Source organism: Lysobacter humi (ex Lee et al. 2017) (genome assembly GCF_054781815.1).
In genome coordinates, this window is sequence record NZ_BAAGTR010000001.1 from 199,804 (window position 1) to 209,108 (window position 9,305).

The 9,305-nt window shown below is 70.1% G+C and carries 7 protein-coding genes; 1 reads left to right on the plus strand and 6 read right to left on the minus strand.

Annotated elements, in window-relative coordinates; translation table 11 throughout:
- Positions 1–2: 2 nt before the first annotated feature.
- From coaE to ACYVJJ_RS00870, 4 genes are all read right to left on the minus strand, one after another.
- The gene (coaE, locus tag ACYVJJ_RS00855) at positions 3–626 is read right to left on the minus strand and encodes a dephospho-CoA kinase (RefSeq protein WP_460830334.1); all 624 of its coding nucleotides are present in this window, start codon (positions 624–626) and stop codon (positions 3–5) included.
- A 25-nt stretch (positions 627–651) separates the two neighbouring features.
- Complete coding sequence (locus tag ACYVJJ_RS00860) at positions 652–1,617, minus strand: Nudix family hydrolase (protein ID WP_460830336.1); 966 nt, start codon at positions 1,615–1,617, stop codon at positions 652–654.
- A 127-nt stretch (positions 1,618–1,744) separates the two neighbouring features.
- Positions 1,745–4,459 (minus strand): preprotein translocase subunit SecA, encoded by a 2,715-nt coding sequence (secA, locus tag ACYVJJ_RS00865; protein ID WP_460830337.1) that lies wholly within the window; start codon positions 4,457–4,459, stop codon positions 1,745–1,747.
- Positions 4,460–4,863: 404 nt separating this feature from the next.
- A complete protein-coding gene (locus ACYVJJ_RS00870) occupies positions 4,864–5,664 on the minus strand; it encodes a M23 family metallopeptidase (RefSeq protein WP_460830864.1) in 801 nt (266 codons plus the stop codon).
- 112 nt (positions 5,665–5,776) lie between these two features.
- Between ACYVJJ_RS00870 and ACYVJJ_RS00875 the strand changes: the two genes are divergently transcribed.
- On the plus strand, positions 5,777–6,199 hold the full coding sequence (locus ACYVJJ_RS00875) for a DciA family protein (RefSeq protein ID WP_460830338.1): 423 nt from the start codon (positions 5,777–5,779) through the stop codon (positions 6,197–6,199).
- A gap of 519 nt (positions 6,200–6,718) precedes the next feature.
- On the opposite strand, the gene lpxC is transcribed toward ACYVJJ_RS00875, so the two are convergent.
- Positions 6,719–7,627 (minus strand): UDP-3-O-acyl-N-acetylglucosamine deacetylase, encoded by a 909-nt coding sequence (gene lpxC, locus ACYVJJ_RS00880; RefSeq protein WP_460830339.1) that lies wholly within the window; start codon positions 7,625–7,627, stop codon positions 6,719–6,721.
- Between the two features lie 350 nt (positions 7,628–7,977).
- Positions 7,978–9,213, minus strand: coding sequence for a cell division protein FtsZ (gene ftsZ, locus ACYVJJ_RS00885; protein ID WP_460830341.1), 1,236 nt, complete (start codon positions 9,211–9,213; stop codon positions 7,978–7,980).
- Positions 9,214–9,305 lie beyond the last annotated feature (92 nt).

Genomic DNA, 9,305 nt, shown 5'->3' on the forward strand with positions numbered 1-9,305 from the left:
GGCTAGGCGCCGGCGGTACCCGCCGCGAGCCGCCGGTAGAGTTCGTCGAGCGACGCGACATGGGTCGCCAGCCGATCGCGGCCGGCATCGTTGACGAGCACGTCGTCCGCAATCGCAAGACGCGCCTCACGCGTGGCCTGCGCGTCGATCATCCGTCGCGCGAGCGCGGCGTCGATCGAATCGCGCGCGACGAGGCGTGCGAGCTGCACGTCGGTCGGGGTATCGACGACGAGGATGCGTGCGAGCCAGGGGTAGCCGTCGCGGCCGCCGGCCTCGGTGAGCAGCGGAACTGCCGCGAGCGCATACGGACCGGGCGCCGCGGCGCATCGCTCGGTGAGCGCAAGGCGCACCCGCGGATGGACGATCGCCTCGAGGGCCCGGCGCTCTTCGGGCGCGTCGAAGACGCGACGCCGCAGCGCCGCGCGATCGAGGCTTCCATCGCCGGCGAGGACGGTTGGGCCGAAGCGCGTGGCGACCTCGGCGAGGCCTGCGGTGCCCGGCGCGACGACCTCCCGGGCGAGCAGGTCCGCATCGACGACCACTCGCCCCAGCGCTTCGAAGAGCCGGCCGACCTCGGACTTGCCCGATGCGATCCCGCCGGTCAGGCCAATCACGTAGCGCGCCATGCGTCCTCCTGCCGACCCGCCCAGCCTAGCCCAGCGCCGCAGGGGCGGTGAGGAATCCACGCATCGCCGCGACCCCCTGCGCGCCGTGGGCACGCGCCGTCGCGAGGTCCGACGCGTCGAGCCCGCCGATCGCATAGATCGGCAGCGCGACACCCTCGCGCAGCCGCGCGAACGCCTGCCAGCCGAGCGGCGCGACGCCGGGATGCGAGGCCGTCGCCTGCACGCTGCCCAGCACCGCGAAGTCGCAATCCAGCGCCTGCGCGGCTTCGAGTTCGACGGCGTCGTGGCAGGACGCCGCAACAGCGACGTCTTCGGAAAGCGGCCGTGCGGCCAACGCCCGCACCTGCGCGGCGGCGAGATGGACGCCGATCCCAAGCCGGCGCGCGAGTTCGATGTCGCGACTGGCCAATACCTCGGCACCCGCCGCGTGACAGCGCATGACCGCCGCGGCCGCAAGCGACTCGCCGTCCGATGCGGCGAGCAGGCGGGAGCGCAACTGTACGCGCCGTGCGCCGCGCGCGAGCAGCGCCTCGACCTGTGCGAGCCATGCCTCCGGCGATTCGGCCTCGGGCGTGAGCGCGTAGTAGGCGGGCCGGGTGAGCGCGGCGACCACCGGCCGGTCGGCCGGAGGCATGGCGTAGCGCGCGAGCTTGCCGAGGGGTACCCAGGCGAGCGCCTGCCCCTCGCGGCCGCGCGCGCTGCCGGCCCAGCCATCCACGAGATGGACGTCGAGGACGAGGCGTTTGTCGGAGTACTGCTGCGGCACGCGGATCAGCGGCGCGCCGATCCGCGCCTCGATGCCGAGTTCCTCCCGGAGCTCACGGACCAGCGCTTCGTGCGCCGATTCGCCGGCCTCGCACTTGCCGCCCGGGAATTCCCAGAGACCGGCGAGGTCGCGCCCCTCGGTGCGACGCGCGAGCAGCACGCGGCCCCGCACGTCGCGCAGCACGGCGGCGACCACGTGCACCACGCGGGACGCGCCTTGGACCATCAGTGGCCGAGCCGCAACTGCAGCCGGGCCGGCCTGTCCACCGGCAACCACGGACGTCGCGCGCGGGCCATGACCGACCTGCGGCGGCGACGCATGACGCCTTCCCTCGACCCGTGCAGGCTACCGATCAGGCCAGCTGCCCGTGGCAGTGCTTGTACTTCTTGCCGCTGCCGCAGGGGCACGGGTCGTTGCGGCCGATGTTGGCGGGCACCGCACCGGCCTCGAGCTCCTGCACGGCCTCCTCGTCGGCGCCGAAGCCGCCGGCGGAGGGATGCTGGAACTGCATCTGGCGCGCCTGTGCCTCGAGCGCGGCGCGCTCGGCCGCCTCCATCTCGGCGATCTCTTCCTCGGTGCGGATGCGCACGCGGGCGAGCATCGTCACGACCTCGCGCTTGACCTTCTCGAGCATGTTCGAGAACAGCTCGAAGGCCTCCTTCTTGTACTCCTGCTTGGGCTGCTTCTGCGCGTAGCCGCGCAGATGGATGCCCTGGCGCAGGTAGTCCATGCGTGCGAGATGCTGCTTCCAGTTGTCGTCGAGCACGTTGAGCATGATGTGCTTTTCCAGCATGCGCATCGTCTCGGCGCCGAGCTGCGATTCGCGCTGCGCGAAGTGCTCGCCGACCGCCTGGTCGACGTGCTGCAGGATGCCCTCGGCATCGAGGGTGCTCGATTCGCGCGAGAGCCGCTGCAGGTCGACCTGCACGCCGAAGTCCTCGGCGAGCGTGGCCTCCAGACCCGGCAGGTCCCACTGCTCGTCGATCGAGTTCGGCGGAACGAAGCGCTCGACCGTCTCGGCGACGACGTCGCCACGGATCGCCGCCACGTTCTCGCCCACGTCCTCGGCCTCGAGCAGCTCGTCGCGCTGGCCGTAGATCACCTTGCGCTGGTCGTTGTTGACGTCGTCGTACTCGAGCAGGTTCTTGCGGATGTCGAAGTTGTGCGCCTCGACCTTCCGCTGCGCGTTCGCGATCTGCTTGGTGACGAGCGGCGACTCGATGATGTCGTCTTCCTTCAGGCCCATGCGCGCCATCACCTTCTGCACCCAGTCGGCGGCGAAGATGCGCATCAGGTTGTCTTCGAGCGACAGGTAGAAGCGCGAGGAGCCCGGATCGCCCTGGCGACCGGAGCGGCCGCGCAGCTGGTTGTCGATACGACGCGATTCATGGCGCTCGGTGCCGATGATGTGCAGGCCGCCGGCGGCCTTGACCGCCTCGTGGCGGGCCTGCCATTCCGACTTCAGGCGCTGGCGCGTGACGTCGTCGACCTCCCCCGCCGCCTCGAGCTGCGCGAGCTCGGATTCGAGCGAGCCACCGAGCACGATGTCGGTGCCGCGGCCGGCCATGTTGGTCGCGATCGTGATTCCGCCCGGGCGGCCGGCCTGCGCGACGATATGCGCCTCGCGCTCGTGCTGCTTCGCATTGAGCACCTCGTGCGGGATTCCCGCCACGCGCAGCTGCTCGCTGAGCATCTCCGAGACCTCGATCGACGTCGTGCCGACGAGCACGGGCTGCTGCTTGGCGTAGCAGTCCTTGATCTCGTTGACGACGGCGCGGAACTTGCCGGCCTTGTTGAGGAAGACCGCGTCGGGATGGTCCTTGCGGATCATCTGGCGGTTGGTCGGGATCACCGTGACCTCGAGCCCGTAAATCGACTGGAACTCGTAGGCCTCGGTGTCGGCCGTGCCGGTCATGCCGGCGAGCTTGCCGTACATGCGGAACAGGTTCTGGAACGTGATCGAGGCGAGCGTCTGGTTCTCGCGCTGGACCGGCACGCCCTCCTTCGCCTCGACCGCCTGGTGCAGGCCGTCGGACCAACGGCGCCCGGGGAGCGTCCGGCCGGTGAACTCGTCGACGATGACCACTTCGCCGTCGCGCACGATGTAGTCGACGTCGCGCTGGTAGATCGCATGCGCGCGCATCGCGGCATTGAGGTGGTGGACCACGCTCAGGTTCTTCGGATCGTAGAGGTCGTCGTCCTCGCCGAGGATGCCGGCCTCGCGCAGCAGGCGCTCGGCATGCTCCTGTCCCGACTCGGACATGTGGACCTGCTTGGCCTTCTCGTCGACCCAGAAGTCGCCCTCGCCCTCCTCGGTCGCCTGCCGCGTGAGCTGCGGCACGATGCGGTTGACGCGGATGTAGAGCTCCGGCGATTCGTCGGCCGGGCCCGAGATGATCAGCGGCGTGCGCGCCTCGTCGATCAGGATCGAGTCGACCTCGTCGACGATCGCGTAGTTCAGGCCGCGCTGCACGCGATCGCCCTTCGACAGCGCCATGTTGTCGCGCAGGTAGTCGAAGCCGATCTCGTTGTTGGTCGCGTAGGTGATGTCCGCGGCGTAGGCGGCGTGCTTCTCGCCGTGGGGCATGCCCGGGTAGACGACGCTCGTCGTGAGGCCGAGCCAGCCGTAGAGCTTGCCCATCGTCGCGGCGTCGCGGCGGGCGAGGTAGTCGTTGACGGTGACGACGTGCACGCCCTTGCCGGTTAGCGCATTGAGGTAGACCGGCAGCGTCGCGGTGAGCGTCTTGCCCTCGCCCGTGCGCATCTCGGCGATCTTGCCCAGGTGCAGCACCATGCCGCCGACGAGCTGCACGTCGAAATGGCGCATGCCGAGCACGCGCACCGAGGCCTCGCGGCAGACCGCGAACGCCTCCGGCAGGAGCTTGTCGACCGATTCGCCGTTGGCGATGCGCTGCTGGAACTCCGCGGTCTTGGCCTTGAGCGCTTCGTCGTCGAGCGCCTGCATCTGCGGCTCGAGGGCATTGATCTTGTCGACCGAGCGCTGCAACTGGCGCAGGAGGCGTTCGTTGCGGCTGCCGAAGACGCGGGTGAGCAGGCTGTTGAGCATGGCGGACCGGTTGGAAAAGGGGCGGCGGCGACCTTCGGGCGGTCGCCAACAAAAAAGGGCGCTGGGCGCCCTTTGCGGCATCGCGGATTGTAGCTGGGGGCGACGACGGGCGCTTGCAAGCCGCAGGCTTGCGCCCGGCGGAGCACTCGGAGCGCGGCGCGCGGAGGGCCGGACGAGGAGCGGCACCTGGAAGCCAGCGGTTTACGCCGCGACGAGCGCCGGAGCGGCCGTGCCGTGAAGGCCGGGAGACGACGGGCGCTTGCAAGCGGGCGGCTTGCGCCGGTCGGAGGCGCTCGGGCCGGGTCGCTCGGCGGCGCGCGTATACGCAATGACGATGGAAAGGACGCCGCTCAAGCGACGACGGCCGCACACGGCGGCCGTCGTCGATTCGACGTAAGCGGCGATCAGCCCTGCTGCGACGCACCCTGCAGGAACTGCCGCGGATTCACCACGCGCCCGTCCTGCCAGACCTCGAAATGCACGTGCGCGCCGGTGGAACGTCCGCTCGAGCCGGCCTTGGCGATCTGGTCGCCGGCCCGCACGAGCTCGCCGACCTTGCGCCCCAGCTGCGAGTTGTGGGCATAGCGCGTCACGTAGCCGTTGCCGTGGTCGACCTCGACCGTCGTTCCGTAGCCGGAGCGGTCGCCGGCGAAGCTCACCACGCCGTCGGCCACGGCGAGCACCGGATCGCCGATGTCGGCCTCGAAATCGATGCCCTTGTGGAACTGGCTGCCGCCGAGGATCGGGTCGACGCGCTCGCCGAAGCCGGAGGTGATGTAGCTGTCGAGGATCGGCACGCGCGAGGGTACGGAGTCCTGCGCGACGCGGCGGTTGGCGAGCAGCGTCTCGAGCACGGTGAGCTGGCGGCCGGACCGGTCGAAGTCGCGCGCGAGCACGTCGAGCGCACGGTCGAGGCCGGCGCGCGGGATCGCCACCACGCCGTCGTCGCCACCGACGCCGACCGGCTTGCCGAAGTCGAACTCGCCCTCGGGCAGCTCACCCATGCGGGTCAGGCGGATGCCGAGCGCATTCAGGCGGTTGGCCTGAGCCTGGAGCTCACCGACGCGGGCGGCGAGCGCGTTCAGCTCGCGCTGGGCCTCGGACTGGCTCATCCGGGCCTGTGCGGCCTGGGCGCCGAACTCCTGCTTCGACAGGGCAGTGCCAGCGGCGACGCCGGCGAGCAGCAGTGCGAGGCCGCCCGCCATGAAGCTCGCGAGCGCGGCCGCCGGGCGACGCGCGGCGTGCTGCGCGAGATGGGCGATCCCGTCCTGCGCGAGACGGAAGGGGCTTAGGCTATTGGCAGAGGTCATAGGTCCGATGTCAGATTCCAAGTCCAGCCGTTCCCGGAAAGCCTCCGGACCGATCCGCGATGCGCTCGATGCGCTGCTCGCCGAACCGGCCGGTGATCCCGTGCGCCGAGCCCTGTGGCTCGACGGGCTGGACCGTCGATTACGCCCATGCCTGCCGGCGGAGATCGCCGCCCATGTGCGGCTCGCGAACTTCGATCGCGGCAGGCTCGTGTTTGTCGTCGACGCTCCGGCGTGGCGGGCCAGGGTGCGGCTCGCGACTCCGGAACTCCTACATGCGGCCCGATCCATCGGGCTTGCTGCGAACGACGTCGTCATACGGACGTCGCCCGGGACTCCCGCCGACCGACCGGTCAAGGCGCCTCGTCCCATGTCGGCCGCGAGCCAGCAGGCGCTGCAGGCGGCCTTGGCATCGCTGAGGGACATCGAGTAGCCCCGTACGCGTGATGCCAGCCCCGTACGGCGCCGTACGCCGTGAACTCGGGGTGACGGGATGCTACGGGACACCCCCGGCCGGGGTGTTAAGGGCTCGGTAAGTGACGCGACGCTGGCGTTAAGAAAAAAGAAATCGTCACCGGAAGTTCACCCGCGTGACGACGAACGGTCGACAAAGCGGCCGTGGCGTCGGCGGCCACGGCGGACACACATTGGGAGGCGCCCCGTCTCGCGCGACGGGCAGCCCGCCTTGAAGCGGCCGTCGGCGGGTGATGGCTGCGGCGGAGGCCGTCGTGATCCGGCGCGTTCGGGTGGACAGGCCATCAGTTCGCTGGCGAGCAGGGTGGCGGCGCCCATAGGCTTCACCGAGCGCCCGTGCGGCATGCGCATCAAAGTCCGGCTGATCGCGATCCACTCAATCGGTCAGCCCGCGGCGAGCGGGGCCGCGCCCCGGCGCGGCATCTCGGGAGAATTCCGCGAAATACCCTTCGCCCCCACCGCCGCGCGCCGTGACGCCTCAGGCGTAGGCCGGCATCCCGTACATCGGCGGCGTCGGCGCATCGGCGCCGTAGCGCACTTCCTCCCATGCGCCCTGCTCCGCGAGGAGTGCGCGCACGAGCAGGTTGTTGAGCGCATGACCGGACTTGTAGCCCTCGTACGCGCCGATGATCGGATGGCCGGCGAGGTAGAGGTCGCCGACCGCATCGAGGATCTTGTGCCGCACGAACTCGTCGGGATAGCGCAGGCCGTCCTCGTTGAGCACGCGGAACTCGTCGAGCACGATCGCATTGTCCATCGAGCCGCCCAGGCCCAGGTTGCGCTCGCGCATGTACTCGAGGTCGCGCATGAAGCCGAACGTGCGCGCGCGGCTGACCTCGCGGATGTAGGCCTCGGTTGAGAAATCGAGCACCTGCCGCGACTGCGACGACGGGATCGCCGGATGGTCGAAGCGCACGGTGAAGTCGAGGCGGAAGCCGTCGTGCGGCACGAAGCGCGCGACCTTGTCGCCGTCGCGCACCTCGACGGGACGCGTGACGCGGATGAAGCGCTTGGCGGCGTCCTGCTCGGCGATGCCGGCGGACTGCAGCAGGAAAACGAACGGGCCCGACGAGCCGTCCATAATCGGCACCTCGGCCGCGGACAGCTCGACAAAGCAGTTGTCGATGCCGAGGCCTGCGAGCGCGGACAGCAGGTGCTCGACCGTCTGGATCTTGCCGACGCCGCAGGTCAGGCCCGTGCAGAGCGTGGTCTCGGTGACGAGGTCGGCGCGCGCGGGGATCTCGACGACGGGGTCGAGGTCGGTGCGGCGGAAGCGGATGCCGGTGTCGACAGGCGCCGGACGCAGCGTCATGAACACCTTCTCGCCGCTGTGCAAGCCGACGCCGGTCGCGCGGATGACGTTCTTGAGCGTGCGTTGACGGAGCATGGCGTTCGAGGCGTCAGGCCGGTCGGACCCGGACCGAAAAGTTAGCACGCCACCGGCTGAACCTGAATGAAAGCGCTCGGGCGGTGGCTCGGGGAAACGCCGCGGGCTCCGGCACGGAGCCCGCGGATCGAACGAGGAGTGGCGGACCGGGGTCGACGGACGGCGACGCGGTCATGTCCACGGTTCCGACCCGGTCGCCGGACGCGGGAATCCCCTGCGGCGGGCGGATACATGCCCGCCCTGCCCCGGAACCACGCGCCGCGGTCGCGGCGCGCGGATGACCCGAGCGGGCGCCGGGCGGATGGACGTGCTCGCACATCGACCCGCCCGCACACCCGGCGCTGCGATCCTCAGTCGGCCTGGCGGCGGAGGAAGGCCGGGATGTCGAGGTAGCTGTCGCCACCGAAGTCGGCCGCGGCCGGCTGGTGCGACGGTGCCGGGGCGGACGGCTCGATGCGGCCCGACGGCTGGCGCAGGCCCGAGGTGAAATTCGGCACGCTCGGCGCATAGGCGTCGGCCACCGCATCGATCGGCAGCCCGGTGGTGCCGTCGCGCTTGGAGGCGACGACCTGCATCTGCGGACGACGCGCCGATTCGAAGCCGCGGTCGGTCGCACGTGCGGCGGCGCGGTTGAGGCCCGTAGCGACGACGGTGACGCGCACTTCGTCCTGCATGTCCGGATCAAGCACGGTGCCGATGACGACGGTGGCGTCCTCGGAGGCGAACTGCTCGACCGTGCGGCCGACCTCGTCGAACTCGGCCATCGTGAAGTCCGGGCCAGCGGTGATGTTGACGAGGATCCCGTTCGCGCCCGACAGGTTGACGTCGTCGAGCAGCGGGTTCTGGATCGCGGCCTCGGCGGCGGCCTGCGCGCGGTCGTCACCGCGGGCGGCGCCGGTGCCCATCATCGCGAGGCCCATCTCGGACATGACGGTACGGACGTCGGCGAAGTCGACGTTGATCAGGCCCGGGCGGACGATCAGGTCGGCGATGCCCTGCACGGCGCCGAGGAGCACGTCGTTCGCGGCGCGGAAGGCCTGGATCATCGTGGCATTGCGGCCGAGCACGGTGATCAGCTTCTCGTTGGGGATCGTGATCAGCGAGTCGCAGTGCTGGCTGAGCTCCTCGATGCCCTTGAGCGCGACCTGCATGCGGCGGCGGCCTTCGAACGGGAACGGCTTGGTGACGACGGCCACCGTGAGGATGCCCATCTCCTTCGCGAGCTGCGCGACGACCGGCGCGGCACCGGTGCCGGTGCCGCCGCCCATGCCGGCGGTGATGAAGACCATGTCCGCGCCCTGCAGCGCGTCCATGATCCGCTCGCGGTCCTCGAGCGCGGCCTGGCGACCGACTTCCGGGTTGGCGCCGGCGCCGAGACCCTTGGTCACGTTGCCGCCGAGCTGGAGCTGCAGCTTCGCGCCGCAGTTCTTGATGGCCTGCGAGTCGGTGTTGGCGGTGATGAACTCCACGCCGTCCACGCTGCTGTTGACCATGTGCGCGACCGCGTTGCCGCCGCCGCCGCCTACACCCACGACCTTGATGACGGCGTTGGGAGCCATCTTCTCGACCAGTTCGAAATGCGCCATGTCCGTTGTCCTCGTTGATGCAGTCATTCGGTCGTGCCGTCCGATGCCGCTTTATTTGATGTGTATTGTTGCTGATGTTCGACGCGTGTTGT